Below are 22,203 nucleotides of genomic sequence, written 5' to 3' on the forward strand. Positions count from 1 at the left end.
CAAGGGCCGAGTCGGCGTGAACTCGCAGCCCTCAAGGGCCGAGTCGGCGTGAAGTCGCATCCTCCGAGGGCCGAGTCGGCGTGAAGTCGCATCCTCCGAGGGCCGAGTCGGCGGGAGGTTGCGCCGACTCGACCGCCCTGCGTCGGGAGGTTGCGCCGACTCGACCGCCGTACGGCGTGAACTCACGCCGACTCGACCGCCGTACGACGCGAGCTCACGCCGACTCGACCGCCGTACGGCGTGAGGTTGCGCCGACTCGCGGGTCAGCGGCGGATCAGGCGCAGCGGGCGGGTCAGGTCGCGGGCGCGCTTGGGGATCTGGCTGGCGCGGCCGTGCAGGGCGGTGATCAGGGTGACGAAGGTCTGGTCGACCTTCGCGGAGCGGTCGAAGGTGGTCAGGTTCATCACCGGTTTCATCCGCTGGCGGGCGACCGCCTTGGCGTAGGTGAACTCCTTGAGCCCCTCGGGGCCGTGGATGCGCCCGAAGCCGGAGTCGCCGACGCCGCCGAAGGGCAGGCCCGGGACGCCGGCGAAGGAGATCACCGAGTTCACCGACGTCATCCCCGAGCGCAGCTTGCGGGCCAGCTCGGGGCCGCGCTTGGCCGAGAACACCGTCGACCCGAGGCCGTAGCGCCCAGCGTTGGCGAGCCGGACCGCCTCGTCCATGCTGGCGACCTTGTTCACCGTCACCGTCGGCCCGAACGTCTCCTCGGTGATGGCCAGCGAGTCCTCCGGCACGTCGACGAGCACCGTCGGCTGGACGTAGCGCTCGCCGACCGCGCCGACCCCGCCGACCAGCGCCCGCGCACCCTTGGCCAGCGCGTCCTCGACGTGGCTGCGGATCACCTCGACCTGGCTGCGCATCGTCATCGGGCCGAACTTGGCCTCGGTGTCGGAGCCGGCATGGATCTCGCCGGCGCGCCGGGTGAGCTCGGCGAGGAAGTCGTCGTAGACCCGCTCGTGCACGTAGATCCGCTCCACCCCGATGCAGGTCTGCCCGGCGTTGGAGAAGGCACCCCAGGCGGCGGCGTCCGCAGCGGCAGCGACGTCCGCGTCCTCATCGACCAGCAGCGCGTCTTTGCCGCCGGCCTCGATCAGCACCGGGGTGAGCCGCTCCGCGCAGGTCGCCATCACCTTCTTGCCCGTCGCGGTCGAGCCGGTGAAGGCCAGCTTGTCGATGTCGGAGCGACACAGCGCCGCGCCCGTCGCGCCGTACCCGATCACGGTCTGCAGCAGCGCCCGGTCTCCCACCACCTCGGCCAGGCTCTCGGCCAGCCAGACCCCGACGCCGGGGGTGAGCTCGCTGGGCTTGAAGACCACGGTGTTGCCGGCAGCCAGCGCGTAGGCGATCGAGCCGATCGGCGTGAAGACGGGGTAGTTCCACGGACCGATCACGCCGACCACGCCCAGCGGCAGGTTCTCCACCGTCGCCGCCTGGTTGGCCATCAGCAGCCCCGGCGAGACCCGCCGGCGACCGAGCACCTTCTCGGCGTGCGACCCGACCCAGGCGAGATGGTCGATGGCGAGGCCGATCTCGAGCGCGGCGTCGCCGTGCGGCTTGCCGGTCTCCTGGTGTACGACGTCCGCGAGCTGCCCCATCCGCCGGGTGATCACCCCGCGCCACTGGGCCAGCACCTCCTTGCGACCGTCGAAGCCGATGCCGCGCCACCAGCGGGCGGCCTCCCGGGCCCGGGCGACGGCCGCGTCCACCGCGGCCGCGTCGTCGACGGCGTAGACCCCGACCACGTCACCGGTGGCCGGGTTGAGCGACTCGAGCTTGTCGGCCGACGGGGCGGTGGGGGCGTTGGTGACTGCTTCGGGCATCAGGTGGCCTTCCCGGCGCTGCGACCGCGGAGCAGGTCCGCCGCCTTCTCGCCGATCATGATGGTGGGGGCGTTGGTGTTGCCGCGCGGGACGGTCGGCATGACGCTGGCGTCGGCGACCCGCAGTCCCTCGACGCCGTGCACCCGCAGCTCGGGGTCGACGACCGCGTCCTCGCCGGTGCCCATCGCGCAGGTCCCGACCGGGTGGTAGAGCGTCTGGGTCTCGCGTCGCACCAGCTCGAGGATCTCGGCGTCGTCGGGCTCGCGCGAGGCGGGCATGAACGGCCGGTCGATCAGCCGCGCGAACGGGCCGGTGCGGGTGGTCTCCAGCAGCCGGCGCACCCCGCTGAGCATCGCGTCGAGGTCGACCGGGTCGTCGTAGTAGGCAGGGTCGATGTCGGGGTGCCAGCGCGGGTCGGTGGAGCGCAGCCGGAGCCGGCCGCGGCTGAACACGTCGACGACCGTGGCGGCCACCGTCACCTTGCGGGTCGTCGGCTCGTGCATCCCGTTGTCCCAGTAGCCGCTGGGCACGATGTGGGCCTGCAGGTCCGGCGCGGACAGGTCGTCGCGGCTGCGCCAGAACGCGCCGCCCTCCCCCACGTTGGAGACCAGCGGCCCGCTGCCGGTGAGCTTGGCGCGGGCGAGGTTGAGAAGGTTGTTGTGCTCGGCCAGGTCAGTGCTCTCCCGGGTGTGGAAGACCAGCGGCACGGCCGGGTGGTCGTGCAGGTTCTGGCCGACCCCGGGCAGGTCAGCGAGCACCTCGACGCCGACCTCGCGCAGGTGCGCGCCGGGTCCGATCCCGGACAGCATCAGCAGCTGCGGCGAGTTGACCGCGCCCCCGGCGAGCACCACCTCCGCCGCGGCGTACGCCGTGCGCGTCTCGGCGCCGGCCAGGTAGCTCACGCCGACCGCTCGGCCGCCCTCGAGCAGCACCCGCTCGGCCAGCGCACCGGTGCGCACCGTCAGGTTGGCCCGCTCCATGGCCGGCTCCAGGTAGGCCTTCGCGGTCGACCAGCGCCGGCCCTTGCGGCAGGTGACCTGGTAGAGCCCGGCCCCCTCCTGCTCGGCGCCGTTGAAGTCGTCGGTGGGCTTGAAGCCGCTCGCCACCGCCGACTCGACCCAGGCGAGGGTGAGCGGGTGGGTGTAGCGGCGGTCCTCGACGTGCAGCGGTCCGTCCTGGCCGTGGAAGGGCGCGCCGAGGCGCTGGTTGCCCTCGGCGCGGACGAAGTACGGCAGCACGTCCTCGTAGCCCCAGCCGCTCGCGCCGTGCTGGTCGCGCCAGGTGTCGTAGTCGGCGCGGTTGCCGCGGATGTAGATCATCGCGTTCATCGACGAGCAGCCGCCCAGCGCCTTCATCCGCGGCCAGTAGGCGCGCCGGCTGCCGAGCTGCTTCTGCTCGGAGGTCTGGTAGTTCCAGTCCCAGCGCGTCTTGAACAGGTTGGCGAAGGCGGCCGGCACCGAGATCTCGTCGGCGTCGGCGGGGCCGCCCGCCTCCAGCAGCAGCACCGAGGTCTGCGGATCCTCGCTGAGCCGCGCCGCGATCACCGCGCCCGCGCTGCCCGCCCCCACGATCACGTAGTCAAAGGTCTCGCGCACGCCCGCCTCCTTCGTCGGCAGGCCCGGCCGGGACCGCAGGAGTCGAACCTAGGTCGAAGTGGTCCGGCTCACAAGGCTCTGCTCACCAGGTGCGGCGCCCTCAGCCGATCAGCTTCTCCAGCCGCGCCTGCAGCAGCGGCACCCGGTGGGAGTTGCCGTGCAGGTGCACGTAGCGCTCGCCGTACGCCGCGAGCAGGGCGTCGTCGAGGCGGCGTACGGCGCCGGGTGGGTAGCGGTAGCCCATCCGCTCGTTGATCGAGGCGCTGTCCACACCCGCCAGCAGCTGGGCCAGCTCGTCGAGGGAGGTGATCCCCAGCTCCAGCAGCAGCCCGGAGACCCAGGCGTAGTGGTCGGTGCGCGACCAGCCGGCGTCGGCGTACTTGCCGGCCAGGAACGCGGCCAGGTCCTGGGCGCTGATCCGCGGGTCGTCGACGTCCTCGGGCTCGCCGCGCTGGTCGGTCATCGACTCCTGCAGCCGGTCGCGGATCATCGAGAACTCGCGGTCGGCCAGCTCGAGCAGGCCGGCGGCCAGCGTGAAGCGCCGGTCCAGGTCGGGCGCGTGCTCGGCCGGGACCGAGCCCTTGTAGCGGATGTCGTGCTCGAACTCGGCCCACGCGTGCTGCAGCACCGTGCGCACCTGGACCGACGCGGCCCGGCCCACCAGCGGCTCGTAGGCCGGCGGCGTGGGACGCGCCGGATCGAGCGCGACCAGCAGGTGTCGGCTGGCATAGCCGAAGCGACCCTCGCTGGCCGTCTCCTGGCCCATGTCACGGTCGTCGAGCACGCTGAGCTGGTCGGAGAGCAGATCGGCCACCGCGGCCACGTCGCTGTGCAGGTAGGCGATCACCCGCACCCCGATCAGGTCGGTGATCTGCGTCAGCGGGTCGGTGTAGAGCCGCCGGCCGTCCACGGTGCGCTCCGCCTTCGCCGCGAACGAGGCCAGGCTCTTGGTGCGCCCGGCCACGCTGAGGTAGTTGATGCCGGCGTCGTCGAGCAGCGTGGTGATCAGCGCGACGTAGCGCTCGGTCGCCGCCTCCAACTGCGGGCGCATCGCGGCGTAGGCCTTCACCGCCCGCCGGGCGACCTCCTCGGGCGGTGGCGTCACCACCCGGGGCTCGCGCTTGGTGGGTCGGTGCCCCTCGGGCAGCGTGGGGGTGACGATGTAGCCGGTGGCGTAGTCGCCGTACGTCGTGACGCCGGCCGGGCGGCGCTCGGCGTACAGGGCGACGTAGGCGCACACGACCGCGTCGACCTGGTCCTCGGCACGGCGCAGGTCGGCCTTGCGCTCGGCGGCCACGACGCCCGCACGCAGCGAGCCCCACGCCTGGTCGGGCCCGTCGAGGAGGAGCGGGACCTCGGCGTCGGCCAGGTCCTCGAGACAGTCCATCAGCCGCAGCAGCTCGTCGCGCAGCAGCGCGAAGGGGCGACCGGGCTTGTTCTTGTACTTCAGCGTCCGCCCGAGACGGAACAGCGCCACTGTCGCCGGGTGCGGGTAGACCTCGATCGCGCGCCGCGACGAGGTGGACTCGGGGTCCATGTCGAGGTCCAGCAGCTGCGCCAGGCGGGCTCCGCGCGGCTGCGGGCTCAGCTCCGCCTTGGCGGTGTTGACCGGGTGGGCACCGGCGTCGAAGCGGGCGAAGTCGCGGTTCAGCGCGGCCTCCGCGGGCCGGTTGCCCGTCGCGTTGGTGACCACCAGCGGCGCGTCGATCGCCACCAGGCAGCCGTCGGCGACGTACGGCGCGAGCGCGGCCGCGATCGCCTCGTCGGGCCCCTGCGCCGACAGGTGGACCAGCCGACCCTCGGCGTCCAGCGCGGCCACTCCGGTGGGCCGCTTCTCCCCCCATGCGAGATCCACGCCCACGAAGTACATGGGATCAGCCTGCCCTATCGCGCCGGCGCATGACGCGCACACCCGTCGAAGGGGCTGACCCGGCCACGGCACAGGAGCACACTGGGCTCATGCGGTCAGCGACGCCGTCCGGCACCGACCAGCAGGGCGCCCCTGCCCCTGCCTGGCACACGCTCGACGCGGCGTCGGTGGCGAGCGAGCTGGAGGTCGACCCGGCCACCGGGCTCAGCAGCGAGGAGGCGCAGCGCCGACTCGCCCGGGACGGGCCCAACCAGCTCGACGAGGCGCCCCGCGAGCCGCGCTGGCGTGCGTTCCTGCGCCAGTTCCAGGACCTGCTGATCCTCATCCTGCTGGCCGCCGCCGGGGTCAGCCTGGTGGTCACCCGGGAGATCGAGACGCCGATCGCGATCGCCGTGGTCGTGCTGCTCAACGCCACCATCGGCTTCGTGCAGGAGTCGCGCGCCGAGGCGTCGCTGGCCGCGCTGCGCGAGATGGTGGTGACCACCGCGCGGGTACGACGCGACGGCCGGCAGGTGAGCGTGGCCTCCACCGACCTCGTCGTCGGCGACGTGATCGCGGTCGAGGCCGGCGACCGGGTGCCCGCCGACGCCCGGCTGCTGGAGGCGGTCTCGCTGGAGGTGCAGGAGTCCGGCCTGACCGGTGAGGTCCAGCCGGTGGCCAAGGACGCACGCGCCGCCGTCGGTCCCGACGCGCCGCTGGCCGACCGGGTCACCTGCCTGTACCTGAACACCGCGGTGACCCGCGGCCGGGGCGAGGCCGTGGTCACCGCCACCGGGATGGCCACCGAGACCGGCCGGATCGCCGACCTGCTGCACGGCGCCGAGCCCGGGGCGACCCCGCTGCAGAAGCAGATCGACGCGCTGAGCCGCAGCCTCGCGGTGCTCTCCGCGGTGGTGATCGTGGTGGTGCTGGCCCTGGGCCTGGCCCGCGGCCAGGACTTCGGCGACCTGTTCGTCACGGCCGTCTCGCTGGCCGTCGCCGCCATCCCCGAGGGCCTGCCGGCGGTGGTCGCCTTCACCCTGGCGATGGGCACCGGCCGGCTCGCCCGGCGCGGCGCGATCGTGAAGCGCCTGGCCTCGGTGGAGACGCTGGGCAGCACCTCGCAGATCTGCACCGACAAGACCGGGACCCTGACCCTCAACCAGATGACCGCGCGGGTGGTGCTGCATGCGGGGCGCCGGTTCACGGTCTCCGGGGAGGGCTACTCCACCGACGGGCGGGTCCGCTCGACCGACGGCGACGCGCTGCCCGCGTCCCTCGACGACGCCGTACTGGCGCTGGCGCTGTGCACCGACGCCGCCCTGCAGGGCGACGCCGTGGTCGGCGACCCCACCGAGGGCGCGCTGGTGGTGCTCGCGGAGAAGGCCGGCTACGACGTCGCGGCGATCCGGCAGGCGCGGCCGCGAGTGCTGGAGGTGCCGTTCGACTCCGCGCACAAGTTCATGGCCACCTTCCACGCCTGGGTGGACGCCGAGGGGGCGCCGATCGTGCGGTGCTTCGTCAAGGGCGCGCCCGACGTGCTGCTGCGGCGCTCCGACTCGGTCCTCGGCCCGAGTGGCGCGGTGCCCCTCACCGACGCCGACCGAGCCGCGATCGCGGAGCAGAACGACGACCTCGCCGCCCAGGGGCTGCGGGTGATCGCCGTCGGCATCGAGGACTTCCCCGCCGCGGGCTTCCCCACCGCCGACACCTCCGAGGCGGGCTTCGACCCCAAGACGATGCTCGACCGGCTCCAGCTGGTCGCGCTGGTCGGCATCGTCGACCCGCCACGTCCCGAGGTGCGCGCCGCGATCGCCGAGTGCCACGACGCCGGGATCCGGGTCCGGATGATCACCGGCGACCACGCGGTGACCGCCGGCGCCATCGCCGGCGAGCTGGGCATCGGGGGCCGCGCGGTGACCGGCGCCGACCTGGACGCGGTGCCCGAGCCGGACCTGGGCACCTGGCTCGAGGACGTCGGAGTGGTGGCCCGGGTCTCCCCCGAGCACAAGATCAGGATGGTGCGGGCGCTGCAGGAGCGCGGCGACGTGGTCGCGATGACCGGCGACGGGGTCAACGACGCCCCGGCGCTGCGCCGCGCCGACATCGGGGTCGCGATGGGGATCACCGGCACGGAGGTCACCAAGGAGGCCGCCACGATGGTGCTCACCGACGACAACTTCTCCACCATCGTCCGGGCCGTGCGCGAGGGCCGCGGGATCTACGACAACATCGTCAAGTTCACGATGTTCCAGATCTCCACCGCACTCGGGTTCGTGCTCACCTTCCTGGTCGCCTCGCTGACCGGGCTCGCCGGGGGTGCGCCGTTCACCGCCCTGCAGATCCTCTTCGTGAACCTGGTGATGGACGGCCCGCCCGCGATGTCGCTGGGCGTCGACCCGGTCAGCGAGGACGCGATGACCCGGCCGCCGCGACCCGCCCGCGAGCGGATCCTGAGCACGGCCAGGCTGCTGCCGATCCTGGTGGCCAGCGTGGTGATGGCGCTCGGCACGCTGGCGGTGCTGGAGTGGGGACCGGGTCCCGAGCCGGAGCTGGGCGAGGCGAGCACCGCCGCGACGATGGCGTTCGCGACGTTCGTGTTCTTCCAGGTCTTCAACCTGCTCAACGTGCGCCACCTCCAGCGCAGCGTCTTCCGCCGCGAGACCCTGGAGAACACCTCGGCGTTCGTGGCCACCGCGGTCGTCGTGGTGCTGCTGGTGCTGCTGGTGGAGATGGATGTGCTGCACGGGCTGCTGACCACCACCGACCTCACCTCGGGGCAGTGGCTGGCGGCGCTGGGCATCGGCTCGACCGTGCTGTGGATCGCCGAGATCGGCAAGCTGCTACGCCGGCTGCCCGTCCTCAACCGGTCCGCAGGCTCGGGCGCCGGCTCCGCTCGCCCCCCGGCGTGATCCCCACCGAGGCCGTTCTCCGGGCCGAGAGGTGTTCGCCTTGCCGCGGTGGGGAAGACTAGTGGGGATGGAGGCCCGCTCGCCCCGACCCCGACGGGTACCGAGCCGGCCCGCGCCACCGTCACGAGGAGCCACATGACCGCCCTGCAGAAGAAGCCCGACAACCAGGTCGCGCACCTGAGCGCCGAGGACGTCGAGGAGCTCGGCCGGCAGCTCGACGCGATCCGCCAGGACGTCCTGGACAGCCGCGGCGAGCGCGACGCGGCGTACATCCGTCGCGTCATCGACGTGCAGCGCAAGCTCGAGCTCGGTGGCCGGGCGCTGCTGCTGGCCGGCGCGTTCCGCCCCGCGTGGGTGCTCGGCACGGGCGCCCTGGCGCTGGCCAAGATCCTGGACAACATGGAGATCGGGCACAACGTCCTGCACGGGCAGTGGGACTGGATGCGCGACCCCAAGATCCACTCGACCACCTGGGACTGGGACCACGCCTCGTCGCCCGAGCAGTGGAAGCGCGCGCACAACGAGGTGCACCACACCTACACGAACATCCTCGGCAAGGACAACGACCTCGGCTACGGGATCATGCGCGTCGACGAGGACCAGCCCTGGCAGCCCCGCTACCTCGTGCAGCCGGTGTGGAACCTCGTCAACGCCTGCATCTTCGAGTACGGCATCGCGATGTACGACATCGAGTTCGGCGACCACCTGCGCCAGGGCAAGGGGATCACTCCCGAGCTGAAGGGGCGCATCAAGCAGGCGCTGCGCAAGGCCGGCAAGCAGGTCGCCAAGGACTACCTGATCCACCCGCTGCTGTCCGGGCCGGGCTGGCGGCGGACCCTGGCCGCGAACGCCACCGCCAACCTGATCCGCAACGTCTGGTCGCATTCGGTGATCATGTGCGGGCACTTCCCCGAGGGCGTCGAGACCTTCGAGCAGGCCGAACTCGACGAGCGCGAGACGCGCGGCGAGTGGTACCTGCGTCAGATGCTCGGCTCCGCCAACGTCTCCGGACCGCCGCTGCTGCACCTGCTCACCGGCAACCTGTCCCACCAGATCGAGCACCACCTCTTCCCCGACCTGCCCAGCAACCGCTACGGCGAGATCGCCCCCCGGGTGCAGGCGCTCTTCGAGCGCTACGGGCTGCGCTACCACTCCGCGCCGCTGCCTCAGCAGGTCGCCTCCGCCTGGCACAAGGTGCTGCGGCTCTCGCTTCCCAACGGCTGGCTCGCCGACCTCACGCCCGCCACGGCGCCGGCGCAGCTGGCGAAGCTCGCCCGGATGACGCTGGGTCAGCAGGGGGTGGTGGGGGCGGCGTGACGCGTGGGGCTGTGGCTTTCACGAGTTAACTCGTGAAACCCGCACTTCCCACACGTTGCAACGCGTGGGAAGTGCGGGTTTCGTGTGGCCAGTACGACGCAGGCACGCCCGCCGCCCCGTACGACGCAGGCACGCCCGCCGCCCGTACGACGCAAGCACCCCCGCCGCCCCGTACGACGCGGGCACGCCGGGCGACGGGCCTACGCGGGGGCGCCCATGCCGATGTTCACCATCCAGGCGACGCCGAACTTGTCGGTGCACATCCCGAACTCGTCGCCCCAGACCTGCTTCTCCAGCGGGGCGGTGATCTCGCTGCCCTGGCTGAGCCCGGCCCACCACCGACGCAGGTCGTCGCCGTCCTCGCCGTCGAAGCCGGCGAGGCTGACCGTGAGGTTGTTCCCGGGTCGGAACTCCTCCCCGGGGGGCATGTCGGAGCCCATCAGCGTCAGGCCGGCCGGCGTCTCCAGCGAGCCGTGCATGATCTGCTCGGCGAAGGCCTGATCGCTCGTGCCGTACTCCGCGAACGTGTGCAGCTCGAGGGTGCCGCCGAGGACCTGCTGGTAGTGGGTCATCGCCTCCCGGGCCGTGCCGGGGAAGTTGAGGTAGGGGGTCAGCTTCGTGCTCATCGGATTCCGTCCTCTCGCAGGTGGGCGCCGCCGGGGCGTGGTCATCACCGGTGTCGACCGCGCCGATCACCCGAACTCATCGCCGCGGCTGCCCCTGGGCGGTGCGCACCACCGGTTCGGGCCGCGTACCCCTTGGCCCGGCGCCTGCGCCCCACGACACTGTCGCCATGCCCAGCGCCGAGTCCGCCACCCCCGCCGCCGCCCGTCCCCCCGCCCAACCCTCCACCCATCCCCCCGCCCAACCCGCCGTCGACGCCGACGACTTCGCCGAGATCCTCGCCCAGACCCGCTCGTTCGTGCGCGAGCGTGTGGTGCCGCGCGAGCTGGAGATCATGGAGACCGACGCGATCCCCGACGACCTGCGCGAGCAGGCCGCGCGGATGGGGCTGTTCGGCTACGCCCTCGGTCAGGAGTGGGGCGGCCTGGGGCTCGACCTGACCCAGGACGTCGACCTCGCGATGGAGCTCGGCTACACGTCCCTGGCGCTGCGCTCGATGTTCGGCACCAACAACGGCATCGCCGGACAGGTGCTCGTCGGCTTCGGCACCCGCGCCCAGCAGGAGGAGTGGCTCGAGCGGATCGCCGCGGGCGAGGTGGTGGCGTCGTTCGCGCTGACCGAGCCCGGCGCCGGGTCCAACCCGGCCGGCCTGCGCACCCGCGCCGTACGCGAGGGCGACGAGTGGGTGCTCGACGGCGACAAGCGGTTCATCACCAACGCCCCGATCGCGGACCTGTTCCTGGTCTTCGCCCGCACCCGCCCCGCCGACGAGCACGGCACCGGCATCGCGGTCTTCCTGGTCCCGGCGGACACGCCCGGCCTCTCCATCGGTCCCAAGGACCGCAAGATGGGCCAGGAGGGCGCCTGGACCGCCGACGTGCACCTCGACGGGGTGCGGCTGCCGGCAAGCGCGCTGGTCGGGGGCGACGAGGACGCGGGCTACCGCGCGGCGATGACGTCGCTGGCCCGGGGCCGCATCCACATCGCCGCGCTGGCGGTGGGCGCCGCCCAGCGGGCCCTCGACGAGTCGGTCGCCTACGCCGCGCACGCCACCCAGGGCGGTACGCCGATCGGCGACTTCCAGCTGGTGCAGGCGATGATCGCCGACATGCAGACCGGCGTGATGTCGGGCCGCGCCCTGGTGCGCGAGGCGGCCCGGCTCTACGTGAGCGGGGAGGACCGGCGCATCGCCCCGTCGGTGGCCAAGCTGCACTGCACCGAGATGGTCGGCCGGGTCGCCGACCTGGCGGTGCAGGTGCACGGCGGCACGGGCTACATGCGCGAGGTGGCGGTCGAGCGGATCTACCGCGACGTGCGGCTGCTGCGCCTCTACGAGGGCACCAGCGAGATCCAACGGCTGATCATCGGCGGCGGGCTGGTCCGCGCCGCCCAGCGCGCCACTCGCTGACGCCGCCCGCTGAACGCGCGTGAGGCGCCGGCCCCCGAGGGGACCGACGCCTCACGACCGAGCGAATCGACGGGTGCCGATCAGCCCTTCTTCGGGGCGACGATGTTGATCAGCGCCGCCTCGTTGCCCATCAGGGCCATCTTCACGGTGACCCGGGTGCCGTAGGAGACCCCGTCGTCGACCGGGTTGCCGGTCCCCAGCGGCGTCGCCAGGCCGATGTTCTGGCCGTAGTAGTCCGGCAACGGGTTGCCCTGGGCGTCCACGACCCGCGTCGAGTAAGGCGCGTTGCCGAAGGACGGCACCACCACCGACGCGTCGGCGTCGCGGTAGAACAGCTGCCCACCCTCACGGACCTCCAGGCCCGGGTACCAGCCCAGGTCGTCGGTGAACGAGCGCACCGCCTGCAGCGGCTTGAAGAAGGTGCACTCCTCGACGCTCAGGTCCGCCGAGGTCACGCACTCGCGGAACGAGTAGGTCCGCTGCAGGCCGAACGCCGCGTTGGACGACTGCACCCGCGACGGCACGTTCTTCAGCGTCGTGGGGTCCAGCGCGGCCGCGGCACCGGTACGGCGCAGCGGGTCGTAGTGGCTGTCCACGATCAGCAGACCACCCTTGGCGCCCTCACTGGGCAGCGTGGTCAGGTTGTTCAGCACGTGGTTCGCGTCGCCGTACGCCGTGTCGCGGTACCAGACCAGGGCACCGGGAGCGTTGTACTTGATCTTCTCGACCTTCCACGACCCGTCCGCGCTCTGGTAGGTCGTGTCGTAGGCGTACTTCAGGCCCTCGTCGAACCCGTCGAAGTTGCGCCACTCGACCAGGTAGTACTGCGCCTGCGAGCTGGTGCCGGTGTCGATGACCCAGCCCTCGCCCAGCGCCTCCCCGTCGACGAAGGTGCCCCGCTGAGCGGTCCAGCCGTTCTCGCCGGACTCCACGTCGTCGGACCAGACGGTCTCGCCGCCGGCCGTCAGCGAGAAGTCGTCGGCGAACCAGCCGCGCTCGGTGAACGCCGCGTCGGTGGCCTGCATCAGCCGCAGCTGCACCGTGCTGCCCGCGTACGCCGAGAGGTCGACGTAGTCGTGGCGCCAGCCGCCGGAGGAGCCGGTGAGGCCGTACTTGCGCCCACCCATCGAGGCCAGGTTGCCGTTCGGGTCGGGGTAGCCGTCGGGGGTGCTGACCTCGGCGCCCGCCTCGTCGTACACCTTGAGCTGGCTCCAGGTCGTCCCGCCGTCGGTGGAGACCTCGACGAAGCCGTAGTCCCAGTCCTGCTCGATCACGTAGTTGTTCCACATCCAGAACCTCGCGTCAGCGGCGTCCGGGACGTCGACCGAGCGGGTGATGGTGTTCATCGCCCAGCTCTGGTCGTTGTTGCTCCACCACATGTTCTCGCCGCTGTGCGGCTCGGCCAGGGTGAGGGTCTTGTCGGGCAGGTTGATCTTGACGCCGTCCTGGGTGCCCTTGAGCGGCCGCGAGTTCTGGCCGACCAGGACCGTCCGGGAGCGGTCCCCGGGGTTGACCTCGAGCGGGTCCACCCAGCCGAGCATGTACTTGTCCCACAGGCCCATGTGCGTGGGCATCGACTGGAAGATCGGGCCGGCGTGCGAGCCGGACGACATCAGGTCCCAGAAGTCGACGTCGGAGTCGCCACCGCTGGCGGTGTCGTAGAGGTCCGGCAGACCGAGGTCGTGACCGTACTCGTGGGCGAAGACGCCGACGCCGGAGTCCTCGGGCTGCACGATGTAGTTGGACAGCCGCAGGTCGGTGCCGGGGATGCTGGCACCGCCGGGGACGGCCGAGGAGTGCGCCCACAGCGCGTAGGTGCCCTCGGTGCCGCCGCCGCCGGACTTGTCGGCACCGGCGTGCACCAGCACGACGTGGTCGATGACGCCGTCGGGCTCGTAGTAGTTGCCGTCGCCGTCGCGGTCGCCCTGGTCCTCGATGTCGTAGTCGGCCCACGGGAAGTCGGGGTCGGACTCGGCCAGCGCGGCCACGGCGTCGATCGGGAGCTGGCCCGCGCCGAGCTCGTTGTCGGGGTGGCCCTGCATGTCCTGCACGGCGCCGGCCTCGTAGACGCCCTCCGCGTTGGGGTGGCACACCGACGCGCCGTACCAGCCCTCGGAGTGGTCGACCTTGACCCACGGGGTGGCCTCACCGTCGACGGTGTAGGCGCCCTGCGACATCTCCTCGTACATGTTCTTCATCGTGTAGCCGGAGATGTCGATGCCCTTGCGCCCGTCGGGGCCGCGCAGGTCGGGGCGGATCCGCTTGGTGATCCCCCGCTCGGTGTAGAGCATCTTGTTGTAGTGCTCGGAGGAGAAGTCCTCCACCCACATCGAGTTGTTGTCGGGCATGCTGCCCTCGGCCGGGTTCTCGATGTTGTTGTGCAGCGGCCCGTTCTGGACCGATCCGGGCTGGCACTCGGTGGCGCCGTACTCGGTCGGGACCATGACGTCGGTGAAGTCGTCGTTGGCCTGCTCGTTGAACTCGACCAGGATCGTCAGGAGCTTGGCCTCCTGGGTCTTCTTGGCCTTCTTGAAGCGGGACTTGAAGTAGTGCGGCGACTTGCCGGTGCGGATCGACTTCGCCTCCAGCCGCGCGAGCTCGCGGGCGGCGACCGGGTTGCCCTGCGCATGCTTGGCGTCGAACTTCATCGCCTCGGCGATGGCCTCCTCGCGCTGGGCGGCGGCCTTGGCGCCCTTGCGGACGCGCGAGTCGGACCCGAATGCCTTCTCGACCTGGGGTGCGACGTAGTTGATGTAGCTCTCCGACACCGCTGGGGCGTCGGTGGGGCTCGTCGTGTCGTCCTGCGATGGAGCGGCACTGGTGCTCACGCCGGTCGATGCGAGACCGGTCACGACGAGGGCCAGGGCTGGGGCAGCCACGGCCAGACGGAAACGAGAGGCACCGCTACGACGGTGAGCCATCTCTTCCCCCTTTCGGCCCGGATCAGCGGGCGGGGACGGGCGGAAGAGCGCAAGGAGGACCGATGCGCCCGAGAACACGCCGGAGATGATCCGGCGGTTGTTCCGGGTCGTGCTGCCTCCGAGTCGTGCCGCGTCAGTCTGCACCAGGAATTCGCGCTTGGGGAGAGCGGAAGCCGGACAACTTGGCGAAGATCCACCGAATGCGGGAAAACGTCATGCGTTCGTCACACAGCGGGCAGTGCGGGGGCCCCGGGCGCCGGACTTGATTCCGGGTCGACAATGGAGGTGCAAGCCCACGCCATTCGACGAAGGGGAGAGAACGCATTGTCGCTTGCCGCCCAGCACACCCAGGTCGACCTGAGGGACGCGGTGCTCCGCGCGATCCACGAAGGCTCCTGGTCGCAGATGGAGATCCTCACCGATCTCGCTGAGCTCCACTTCGAGCGCGCCCACGTCCTGGCCACTCTTTGGGAGATGGTGGACGACGGCACGCTCATCTACCACGCCGAGGACGTCTTCCCGACGTTCCGCCCCGCCTGCTGCGGCTGATCCGCCCCCAGGGGTACGCCGCAGCACACCGTCGCCGGCTCAGCGGCCGTCGACGAGTTTGCGCCGCAGGAGCCGTCGCTCAGGCTCGCTGACGCACAGGCGCACGGCGCTCTCGAGCTCGGTCCGCGCCTCCTGGACCCGGCCCAGCCGGGTGAGCAGCTCGGCCCGCACGCTCGGGAGCAGGTGCGACCCGGGCAGAGCGCCTGCGGCGGCCAGCTCGTCGACGATCCGCAGGCCGGCGGCCGGACCCTGTGCCATCGACACGGCCACCGCACGGTTGAGGTCCACGACCGGCGACTGTGCCAGGTGCCCGAGGATCTCGTAGAGCAGCACGATCCGCGCCCAGTCGGTGGCCGCCACCGACCCGGCGACCGCGTGGCACTCGGCGATCGCGGCCTGCACGCCGTACGCCCCCAGGCCGCGACCGGTCTGCCCGGCCTGGGTCAGGGCCGCGCGGCCGCGGCCGATCGCGCTGCGGTCCCAGCGCCGCCGGTCCTGGTCCTCGAGGAGCACCGGCTCGCCGTCCTCGTCCAGCCGGGCGGGGAAGCGAGCCGCGGTGAGCTCCAGCAGCGCCAACAGCCCGTGCGTCTCGGCGACGTCGGGCACCAGCCGAGCGAGGATCCGCGTCAGCCGGATCGCCTCGCGGGCCAGGTCGTGGCGGATCCACTCGCTGCCGCCGGTCGCCGAGGCGCCCTCGGTGAAGAGCAGGTAGAGCACGCTCAGCACCGAGCCGAGCCGCTCGCGCCGCTCCTCGGTCGTGGGGACGGCGAACGGGATCCGGGCGGCCGCGAGCGTCTTCTTCGCGCGGGTGATCCGGGCCTGCACCGTGGCGGTGGGGACCAGGAAGGCCCGAGCGATCTCGTCGCTGGTCAGGCCGCCGAGCACGCGCAAGGTCAGCGCGACCTGAGCCTCCCGGGGGAGCACCGGGTGGCAGGCGACGAACATCAGCGCCAGCACGTCGTCGTCGATCCGGTCGGGATCCCACGGCACGTCGTCCGGGCCCGGACCGTCGCCCTCACCGGCCCGGGCGAGGGCGGCGTAGCGCTCGTCGAGGGCCGCGCGGCGCCGGAAGGCGTCGATGGCGCGGCGCCGGCTGACGGTGAGCAGCCAGCCGGTCGGGTTGCCCGGGACGCCGTCGCGCGGCCAGCTGACCAGCGCCTCGGCGAGCGCCTCCTGCGCCAGGTCCTCGGCCAGCGCGAAGTCGCCGGTGTAACGGGCCAGGGTGCCGACGATGCGGGCGGAGTCGATGCGCCACACCGCCTCGACGGCGTCCCGGCCGCGGCGCGGGGTGTCTACAGTTGGCCGGTCGCCTCGCGCCATGCCCGCTCCTTCTGGACCCAGACGTTGTCCTGCGGGAACTCGTCGATGCTGGCGACGCGCCGGATCTCGGTCTTCATGCCGGGGCCGGCCATCGGCGCGCGCTTGGCCCACTCGACCGCCTCCTCCTGCGAGGCCACGTCGAGGACCCAGAACCCGCCGAAGAGCTCCTTGGTCTCGCCGTACGGGCCGTCGGTGACCACCGGCGGCTGGCTGGCGTAGTCGACGACCACTCCCTTGGCGGCGTCGTCGAGGCCCTCGGCCGCGACCAGCACGCCTGCCGAGACCATCTCGTCGTTGAACCGCCCCATGGTGTTCAGGATCTCGTCGAAGTCGACGTTCTCGAAGGCCGCCATGGACTCGTCGTCGGCGCGCATGATCAGCATGTACTTCATGGTCTGCTCCTGTGTCCGGGGCCCGGGGTGGACCCTCTCCACCCAAGGTCGAACGGGGGACGCGAGAATCGACACCGACAGTCCACCTCGCGCATCACCTCAGGGACAAGGCAGAGGAGCCCAGATGTACTTCGACAACAAGCCGTGCGTGGTCTGCGGGAGCGAGGTCCGGCTGCGCAGCCACCGCACCCCCGGCCCCGGCGACCCGGACGGGACCGTGGACGACCGGGTGTGCACCAACACCGAGTGCGAGACCAACCAGGCGGGCAGGTCCGCGGACGCGCCCACGCCCTAGCCTCAGCCGGTCGCCCAGGCGGGCGATCAGCAGCGGGGGATGGACGACCTGCTGATCGAGCCGCCGAGGCCGCCGACGGTGACCTCGGAGATGCCGGTCCCGACCACGTCCCCACGCTTCAGCCGCAGTGCCTTCACCCCCGACCACGCGCCGCGCGGGGCGCGGACCTTGACCTGGGTCTGGGTCTGCTGGTTGCCGCGGTAGCGGTAGACCATGGCGATGTGGGCGTGCTTGGCCGCCCGGTTGTCCAGACGGACCTTGACCCGCAGGTCGCCGCCGGCCAGCGGCACCTTGCAGACCTGGACCTTCGCGCCGTGCACCGTCAGGGAGGTGCCCCAGGCGGCCTGGGCGGACGGAGCGACGAGCACCCCGGCGGCGAGGACGGACGTCAGCGCCGAGGTCACCAGCGTCAGTCGCAGGCGCGAGCGGGCCGGGGCAGCGTGGACGGCGGCAGAAGGGACGGCGGCCGAGGGGACAGCGACAGAGTGGGATCGAGGCATGTTCGGCGACACTACCGGTCCGGCACGTGCCTTCTGCCCGCGCCGCGTGGCACGATGCGTGAGGTGAACGCGAGGCCCGCCGAGACCCCGGCCCAGGCCCAGCGCCTGCGGGACCTGGTGACGCTGCGCCGGGTCCGGGACCGGATCGACCGCGACTACGCGCAGCCGCTCGACGTGGAGGCGCTCGCGCGCGGCGCCCACATGTCCGCGGGCCACCTGAGCCGCGAGTTCCGTCGCGCGTTCGGGGAGTCGCCGTACTCCTACCTGATGACGCGGCGCATCGAGCGCGCGATGGCGCTGCTGCGCCGTGGCGACCTGTCGGTCACCGAGGTCTGCTTCGCGGTCGGCTGCTCCTCGCTCGGCACGTTCAGCACCCGGTTCAGCGAGCTGGTCGGGATGCCGCCGAGCACCTATCGCCGAGAGGCGGGGCGCACGACCGAGGGGATGCCCTCCTGCGTCGCGCAGCGGGCCACCCGCCCGATCCGGACCAGACCGGTCAGGAATCGAGAAGCGCACGGCCCGGGAGGTCCCTAGCGTGGCCGGCATGGACCTCACCATCCACTCCGCCTTCCTCCCCCACGACGACCCGGACGCCGCGCTGGCGTTCTACCGCGACCTGCTCGGCTTCGAGCTGCGCAACGACGTCGGCTACCAGGGCCTGCGCTGGCTCACCGTCGGCCCGGTCGGCCAGCCGGACACGAACCTGGTGCTGCACCCTCCGGTCGCCGACCCCGGCGTCACCGAGGAGGAGCGGCGGGTGATCAGCGAGATGATGGCCAAGGGCACCTACGCCATGCTGACCCTGGCCACCCCCGATCTCGACGCCACCTTCGCCCGCCTGCAAGCCAGCGAGCACGCCGAGATCGTCCAGGAGCCCATCGACCAGCCCTACGGCATCCGCGACTGCGCCGTGCGCGACCCCTCCGGCAACCTGATCCGCATCAACCACGTGAGATAGGGGCTCCATGAGCACGACGACGGGGCAGCACCCGGCGGACAGCCACGACCTGATCCGGGTGCAGGGCGCGCGCGAGAACAACCTCAAGGACGTGCACGTCGAGATCCCCAAGCGCCGGCTCACGGTGTTCACCGGGGTCTCCGGCTCCGGCAAGAGCTCCCTGGTCTTCGCCACCATCGCCGCGGAGTCACAGCGGATGATCAACGAGACCTACAGCGCCTTCGTGCAGGGGTTCATGCCGACGTTGGCCCGCCCCGAGGTGGACCGGCTGGAGGGGCTGACCACCGCGATCATCGTCGACCAGGAGCGGATGGGCGCGAACCCGCGCTCGACGGTCGGCACCGCCACCGACGCCAACGCGATGCTGCGCATCCTGTTCAGCCGGCTCGGGTCGCCGCACGTGGGCCCGCCCACGGCGTACTCCTTCAACGTCCCGACGCGGCGGGCCAGCGGCGTGATGTCGACCGACAAGGGCACCCACGTCGAGCGCAGCGTGGTCCGCGAGCAGGTCTACCTGGGCGGCATGTGTCCACGCTGCGAGGGCATGGGCAACGTCAGCGACATCGACCGCACCGCGCTCTACGACGCGAGCCGGTCGCTCAACGACGGCGCCCTGACCATCCCCGGCTACTCCATGGACGGCTGGTACGGGCGGCTGTTCGAGGGCGCCGGGCTGCCGATGGACAAGCCCATCGAGAAGTTCACCAAGAAGCAGCTCGACACGATGCTCTACGCCGAGCCGACCAAGCTCAAGGTCGACGGCATCAACCTGACCTTCGAGGGGATCATCCCGAAGATCCAGAAGTCGATGCTGTCCAAGGACCCCGAGGCGATGCAGCCGCACGTGCGCCGCTTCGTCGAGCGGGCAGTGACCTTCCAGCGGTGTCCCGAGTGCGAGGGCACCCGGCTCACGCCCGAGGCCCTGTCCTCGCGGATCGAGGGCAGGAACATCGCCGAGCTCTGCCAGCTGCAGATCAGCGACCTCGCCGAGTGGGTCCGGGCCCTCGACGAGCCGTCGGTCGCGCCGCTGCTCACGGGCCTGCAGCACCTGCTGGACTCGTTCACCGCGATCGGGCTGGGCTACCTCTCCCTCGACCGGTCGGCCGGGACGCTGTCGGGCGGCGAGGCCCAGCGCACCAAGATGATCCGCCACCTGGGGTCGTCGCTGACCGACGTCACCTACGTCTTCGACGAGCCGACGATCGGGCTGCACCCCCACGACATCGAGCGGATGAACCAGCTGCTGCTGCAGCTGCGCGACAAGGGCAACACGGTGCTGGTGGTCGAGCACAAGCCCGAGACGATCGCCATCGCCGACCACGTGGTCGACCTGGGTCCGGGCGCGGGCAGCGGCGGCGGCGAGGTCTGCTTCGAGGGCAGCGTGGCGGGGCTGCGCGGCAGCGACACCGTCACCGGGCGCCACTTCGACGACCGGGCCACGCTGCGCGAGGAGCTGCGCTCCCCGTCCGGCCGGCTCTCGGTGAAGGGGGCCTCCACCCACAACCTCCAGGACGTGAGCGTGGACATCCCGCTGGGGGTGCTGTGCGTGATCACCGGGGTCGCCGGCTCCGGCAAGAGCTCGTTGATCCATGGCTCGGTGGCCGGGCGCGACGGCGTGGTCGTGGTCGACCAGGGCGCGATCCGCGGCTCGCGGCGCAGCAACCCCGCGACGTACACCGGTCTGCTCGAGCCGATCCGCAAGGCCTTCGCCAAGGCGAACGGCGTGAAGCCCGCCCTGTTCAGCTCGAACTCCGAGGGCGCCTGCCCGACCTGCAACGGGGCGGGGGTGATCTTCACCGAGCTCGGGGTGATGGCGACCGTGGAGTCGCCGTGCGAGGAGTGCGAGGGCCGGCGCTTCCAGGCCGCGGTGCTGGAGTACACCCTCGGCGGCAAGAACATCGCCGACGTGCTGGACCTGTCGGTCACCGACGCCGCGGCCTTCTTCGCCGAGGGCGAGGCGCGCACGCCGGCGGCCCACAAGATCCTCGCGCGGCTCGAGGACGTCGGGCTGGGCTACCTCAGCCTCGGGCAGCCGCTGACCACCCTGTCCGGCGGCGAGCGACAGCGGCTCAAGCTCGCCAGCCAGATGGCGGAGAAGGGCGAGGTCTACATCCTCGACGAGCCCACCACCGGCCTGCACCTGGCCGACGTGGCGAACCTGCTCGCGCTGCTGGACCGCCTCGTCGACTCCGGGAGATCGGTGATCGTGATCGAGCACCACCAGGCCGTGATGGCGCACGCCGACTGGATCATCGACCTCGGCCCCGGGGCCGGCCACGAGGGTGGTCGGATCGTCTTCGAGGGCACCCCCGCGGACCTGGTCGCCGGCCGATCGACCCTGACCGGCGAGCACCTGGCGACCTACGTGGGGGAGCCGGCGCACCGCTGACGGCCTCGCCCCGCCCGTGTCATCATCCGAGGATGACGTCCTCAGCGTCGGGTTCCGCGGATCTGCGCGGCGTCCGGGCCGCCTACGACACGGTGGCGCGCGACTATGCCCGCCACCTGCCCGACACCCGCGCCGAGGCGGCGCTCGACCTGGCCATGGTCGACGCGTTCGTCGCCGCGGTGACGGCGGAGGCTGAGCCGCGCGTCCTCGACGCCGGGTGCGGTGCCGGCCGGATGAGCCGGTACCTCAGCGACCGCGGCTGCCGGGTCGACGGGGTGGACCTGTCGCCCGGGATGGTGGGGATGGCCCGCCGCGCGCATCCCGACCTGGCGTGCGCGGTGGGCTCGGTGACCCGGCTGCCCTACCGAGACGCCCAGTTCGCCGGCGTCCTGCTCTGGTACTCGATCATCCACACCCTGCCGGGCGACGTGGCGGGCATCTTCACCGAGGCGGCGCGGGTGCTGCGCCCCGGCGGCCACCTGCTGGTCGGCTTCCAGACCGGCGAGGGCAGCCGCGACGTGTCGGAGGCCTATCGGCGCCTCGGTCACGAGATCCGGCTGGAGCGCCACTGCTACCCGCCGGACCAGATCGCGGCGCACGTGCGGGCGGCCGGGCTGCGCGAGGTCAGCCGGCTGGTGCGCGCGGCCCAGGGCACGGAGAGGGACGGCCAGGCGTTCGTACTGGCCCGCGCGGACACGGCCTGACCTCGACCGGCGACCGTTCGGAAGGAAAACTCCCGACGGATCCGGCGGTTCCACGCGCGAAGCGCCGCCGGGCGGGCGGCGTTTTCCTTCTGAACGGTCGCATCCCACCCCCGGCGACGCCCCGTCAGTCGGCCACCCACTGCACCAGCTGCCAGACCAGCCCGTTGCCGTCGGCGAACTGGCAGTAGCGCTCGCCCCACGGCTCGGTCTCGGGCGCGGTGACGACCCGCGCCCCGCTGGCCGCGATCCGGGCGAACTCGGCCTCGACATCCTCGACGACGAAGACCAGCAGGGTGCCCTGGCCGGCCGGGCCGGCGATCTCCGGCGGCCGGAAGCTCTCCAGCCCGGTGCGCAGGAAGATCACGTTCACCCCAGCGGTCGGGTGGGACAGCGACACGAAGCCCTCGGCGGACATCGCCTCGGTGAAGCCGAGCTGGTCGCGGGCGAACCCGGCGGACGCCTCGACGTCGGCGACGTTGAGGGAGATGGCGGTGGAGGTGATCTTCACGGCGGGCTCCTCGGCGGCGGTCCGTCCAGTCCGACCGGCGGTGACCGGACCGAACCAGCAGCGTGCCCCACAGGCGCGCCCGCGTCACCCCTCCACCGGAGTGAGATCGGCGCACAGCGGAGCAGAAAGTTTGGTTAGG

At 72.0% G+C, this 22,203-nt stretch carries 18 protein-coding genes; 9 read left to right on the forward strand and 9 right to left on the reverse strand.

Features of this window, described 5'->3' with window-relative positions:
- Nucleotides 1-263: 263 nt before the first annotated feature.
- The 3 genes from AC6EH9_RS01720 to AC6EH9_RS01730 all read right to left on the reverse strand — a co-directional run bounded on the left by AC6EH9_RS01720 (nt 264) and on the right by AC6EH9_RS01730 (nt 5,288).
- A complete protein-coding gene (locus AC6EH9_RS01720) occupies nt 264-1,823 on the reverse strand; it encodes an aldehyde dehydrogenase family protein (protein WP_498419942.1) in 1,560 nt (519 codons plus the stop codon).
- Entirely contained in the window at nt 1,823-3,418 is a 1,596-nt protein-coding gene (locus AC6EH9_RS01725) for a GMC family oxidoreductase (protein WP_498419944.1), read from the reverse strand. Before AC6EH9_RS01725 ends, AC6EH9_RS01720 begins: the two co-directional genes overlap by 1 nt.
- A gap of 100 nt (nt 3,419-3,518) precedes the next feature.
- Nucleotides 3,519-5,288, reverse strand: coding sequence for a DUF429 domain-containing protein (locus AC6EH9_RS01730; RefSeq protein WP_498419945.1), 1,770 nt, complete (start codon nt 5,286-5,288; stop codon nt 3,519-3,521).
- A gap of 89 nt (nt 5,289-5,377) precedes the next feature.
- On the opposite strand from AC6EH9_RS01730, the gene AC6EH9_RS01735 reads away from it, so the two are divergent.
- Together AC6EH9_RS01735 and AC6EH9_RS01740 are read left to right on the forward strand one after the other, a co-directional pair.
- Entirely contained in the window at nt 5,378-8,179 is a 2,802-nt protein-coding gene (locus AC6EH9_RS01735) for a cation-translocating P-type ATPase (RefSeq protein WP_498419947.1), read from the forward strand.
- 135 nt (nt 8,180-8,314) lie between these two features.
- Nucleotides 8,315-9,496: a fatty acid desaturase family protein gene (locus tag AC6EH9_RS01740; protein WP_498419948.1), complete on the forward strand. Its 1,182-nt coding sequence runs from the start codon at nt 8,315-8,317 to the stop codon at nt 9,494-9,496.
- Nucleotides 9,497-9,696: 200 nt separating this feature from the next.
- On the opposite strand, the gene AC6EH9_RS01745 is transcribed toward AC6EH9_RS01740, so the two are convergent.
- On the reverse strand, nt 9,697-10,122 hold the full coding sequence (locus AC6EH9_RS01745; RefSeq protein ID WP_498419949.1) for a VOC family protein: 426 nt from the start codon (nt 10,120-10,122) through the stop codon (nt 9,697-9,699).
- A 167-nt stretch (nt 10,123-10,289) separates the two neighbouring features.
- On the opposite strand from AC6EH9_RS01745, the gene AC6EH9_RS01750 reads away from it, so the two are divergent.
- Entirely contained in the window at nt 10,290-11,528 is a 1,239-nt protein-coding gene (locus AC6EH9_RS01750) for an acyl-CoA dehydrogenase family protein (protein WP_498419951.1), read from the forward strand.
- A gap of 80 nt (nt 11,529-11,608) precedes the next feature.
- Here AC6EH9_RS01750 and AC6EH9_RS01755 read toward each other — a convergent pair whose 3' ends face one another.
- Complete coding sequence (locus AC6EH9_RS01755; RefSeq protein WP_498419953.1) at nt 11,609-14,356, reverse strand: immune inhibitor A domain-containing protein; 2,748 nt, start codon at nt 14,354-14,356, stop codon at nt 11,609-11,611.
- Nucleotides 14,357-14,773: 417 nt separating this feature from the next.
- Between AC6EH9_RS01755 and AC6EH9_RS01760 the strand changes: the two genes are divergently transcribed.
- Nucleotides 14,774-14,998: a hypothetical protein gene (locus tag AC6EH9_RS01760; RefSeq protein ID WP_498419954.1), complete on the forward strand. Its 225-nt coding sequence runs from the start codon at nt 14,774-14,776 to the stop codon at nt 14,996-14,998.
- Between the two features lie 39 nt (nt 14,999-15,037).
- Here AC6EH9_RS01760 and AC6EH9_RS01765 read toward each other — a convergent pair whose 3' ends face one another.
- Nucleotides 15,038-16,318, reverse strand: coding sequence for an RNA polymerase sigma factor (locus tag AC6EH9_RS01765; RefSeq protein WP_498419956.1), 1,281 nt, complete (start codon nt 16,316-16,318; stop codon nt 15,038-15,040).
- The gene (locus tag AC6EH9_RS01770; protein ID WP_498419958.1) at nt 16,291-16,710 is read right to left on the reverse strand and encodes a YciI family protein; all 420 of its coding nucleotides are present in this window, start codon (nt 16,708-16,710) and stop codon (nt 16,291-16,293) included. Before AC6EH9_RS01770 ends, AC6EH9_RS01765 begins: the two co-directional genes overlap by 28 nt.
- Nucleotides 16,711-16,834: 124 nt before the next feature.
- Here AC6EH9_RS01770 and AC6EH9_RS01775 point away from each other — a divergent pair, with 124 nt between their 5' ends.
- A complete protein-coding gene (locus AC6EH9_RS01775; RefSeq protein WP_498419959.1) occupies nt 16,835-17,005 on the forward strand; it encodes a hypothetical protein in 171 nt (56 codons plus the stop codon).
- 26 nt (nt 17,006-17,031) lie between these two features.
- Here the strand turns inward: AC6EH9_RS01775 and AC6EH9_RS01780 are convergent, their stop codons facing one another.
- Nucleotides 17,032-17,409 (reverse strand): hypothetical protein, encoded by a 378-nt coding sequence (locus AC6EH9_RS01780; RefSeq protein WP_498419961.1) that lies wholly within the window; start codon nt 17,407-17,409, stop codon nt 17,032-17,034.
- A 150-nt stretch (nt 17,410-17,559) separates the two neighbouring features.
- On the opposite strand from AC6EH9_RS01780, the gene AC6EH9_RS01785 reads away from it, so the two are divergent.
- The 4 genes from AC6EH9_RS01785 to AC6EH9_RS01800 are packed head-to-tail and all read left to right on the forward strand — an operon-like array spanning nt 17,560 to nt 21,556.
- Nucleotides 17,560-18,039: a helix-turn-helix transcriptional regulator gene (locus tag AC6EH9_RS01785; RefSeq protein WP_498419962.1), complete on the forward strand. Its 480-nt coding sequence runs from the start codon at nt 17,560-17,562 to the stop codon at nt 18,037-18,039.
- A 10-nt stretch (nt 18,040-18,049) separates the two neighbouring features.
- Complete coding sequence (locus AC6EH9_RS01790) at nt 18,050-18,463, forward strand: VOC family protein (RefSeq protein WP_498419964.1); 414 nt, start codon at nt 18,050-18,052, stop codon at nt 18,461-18,463.
- A 7-nt stretch (nt 18,464-18,470) separates the two neighbouring features.
- Nucleotides 18,471-20,852, forward strand: coding sequence for an ATP-binding cassette domain-containing protein (locus tag AC6EH9_RS01795; RefSeq protein ID WP_498419966.1), 2,382 nt, complete (start codon nt 18,471-18,473; stop codon nt 20,850-20,852).
- 32 nt (nt 20,853-20,884) lie between these two features.
- Nucleotides 20,885-21,556, forward strand: a complete 672-nt coding sequence (locus AC6EH9_RS01800; RefSeq protein ID WP_498419968.1) for a class I SAM-dependent DNA methyltransferase — start codon at nt 20,885-20,887, stop codon at nt 21,554-21,556.
- 124 nt (nt 21,557-21,680) lie between these two features.
- Here AC6EH9_RS01800 and AC6EH9_RS01805 read toward each other — a convergent pair whose 3' ends face one another.
- Nucleotides 21,681-22,064 (reverse strand): VOC family protein, encoded by a 384-nt coding sequence (locus AC6EH9_RS01805; protein ID WP_498419970.1) that lies wholly within the window; start codon nt 22,062-22,064, stop codon nt 21,681-21,683.
- Nucleotides 22,065-22,203: the final 139 nt, after the last annotated feature.

The organism is Nocardioides sp. Z21_20 (assembly GCF_059766585.1).